At 46.3% G+C, this 1889-nt stretch carries 1 protein-coding gene and 1 pseudogene; both read left to right on the forward strand.

What is annotated here, in order from left to right; translation table 11 throughout:
• A partial coding sequence (locus ACFIK1_RS09610; RefSeq protein WP_375662675.1) for a Bgr_08870 family protein occupies window positions 1–1021 on the forward strand: 1021 nt, incomplete at its 5' end.
• 136 nt (window positions 1022–1157) lie between these two features.
• Window positions 1158–1889: pseudogene (locus ACFIK1_RS09615) on the forward strand (phage tail protein); the annotation flags it as partial.

The following is a 1889-nucleotide window of genomic DNA, read 5'->3' on the forward strand; positions in this document are numbered from 1 at the left end:
TGGGAGTGCTGTCTCACTGTTAGGCGCGCATCAACATAAAACCGAAGATATCGTGGGGCTTGATGATTTTAGAGCCAAGATTAATCAAGATATGACCAGCTATGGGCGCCTCACAAGCCCAAATGAATGGCAGAATTATAATAAATTTACCAGCAAAGTCACCATGAGTGGTGGCTTAGAACTTTTGGGTAATTCGTCGTTTAGCCTTATTCATAATGGTGAAACGGTGACAAGTTTAAGCACAAATGGAAGTACCTTGAAAGGACCTTTGAGAGTTGATGGTGAAGCTGTTTATACCAAGGTGCAAGTGGATGCTCTTTTGGATGCTTTAATCAAAAAGCGTAAAGAAGAGTACATTGAAATCGTTATGTTGCAGAGTGGTAATATTCCTTGGCCTGATGGGGTGACAGATGACACTGATATTGAAATCATGGCTTGGGGAGGTGGCGGGAGCGGTGGCCAACGTGGAGGAGGAGGTGGTGGTGAATGTATTTCTTTAAAGATTCAAAAACGCCAATTACAGAATAATGATTTAGTGGCTATTGGAAAAGGCGGATATGGAAATGGTGTTAATGGTGGTAATACGCTAGTTGGTTCTATTCTTACAGCACGGGGTGGTAAGGGGAATAACGGTTATATTGGTGGAAATAGTGGTGGTGGAGTTTCAGGTGGTTATGGAACTGCAAGTGGTAGTAATAATAATGGTTATGCGGGAAAAGAACATCCTTGGCATGGAGGCGGAGGAGGTGGTGGTGGCTTTAATGATAGTTGTGGCGGTGATGGAGGGGATAGTACCTATGGTGGAGCAGGTGGAGGTGGGAGTGGTGGGAGTGGTGGTAGTGGTATAGCTAATAATGGAGGTAAGGGAGGAAAAAGCCAGTATGGTGGCAATGGAGGAAGCGGAGCTGAAAAAGGATATGGCGGCGGTGGCGGTGGCGGTTATCGAGATGGTGAAGATGGAACAGTAAATGGTGCTGGACGGGGTGGTGATGGCGCAGTTAAATTAAAGATCTTTGTATAAGCGTTTAAAGGCTTGTATGCTCTTCCGTCTTTAAGTCCCCTTTAAAGCCCTTTAAAAGGGCTTTTTGACTGACAGTGTCAGACTTATGAAAGGGAGCTCTTGTTGTTATGGTCTCTTCATTGATTTGGAGAGCAAAATGGCAATAGAATTTAATCATGGGATTCGCATTGTAGAGGCTGGTGAGGATTCCCGTCCTTTAGCAACATTTGATCAGACCGCCATTGGGGCGGTTGTTACAGCCCCTGATGCTGACAACCAAGTTTTTCCCCTCGACGAGCCCGTGTTGGTCTTCACCCATGAGACAGAAAAAATCCAAAAGCTTGGAACAAGAGGCACAGCTCTTGATGTTATTAATGCTGTGTGCGCACAGGGGATTGAGGCACAAATTATTCTTGTGCGGGTGGAAGAAAAGTCAACCATTGCTGAGACACAAACCGAAATGGTGGGATCCAATACTCACTTGACCGGTGTGCATGCCTTAGCGCATGCGCGGGGGCATTTGGGTGTGGAACCTGGAATTCTCTTAGCACCGGCTTATAGTGCAGGGCGGATTGACAATGGCAAAAACCCCGTGGCAGACGCTTTGGAACAGGTTGCAGAAAAGCTACAAGCGATTGCGGTTTTTGATACGGGTGGTAAAAACACGCAAGAAAGCCTTACCTATCGCGCAGATTTTTCCTCACGCTTTTGTTATTTGATTGACCCCTTTGTACGGGTGGCAAATCGTGAGGGGGGTGTTAGTGTTAAACCCGCAAGTCCTTTTGCAGCAGCCATGTTTATCAAACGTGACAAGCAAAGGGGCGGTGTTTTTTGGTCTCCTTCCAACCAAGATGTGCATGGCATTTTAGGGACAGCACGCCCCATTAGC

It is taken from the genome of Bartonella sp. OC16QHHD (assembly GCF_042194035.1).
GTDB lineage: Bacteria > Pseudomonadota > Alphaproteobacteria > Rhizobiales > Rhizobiaceae > Bartonella.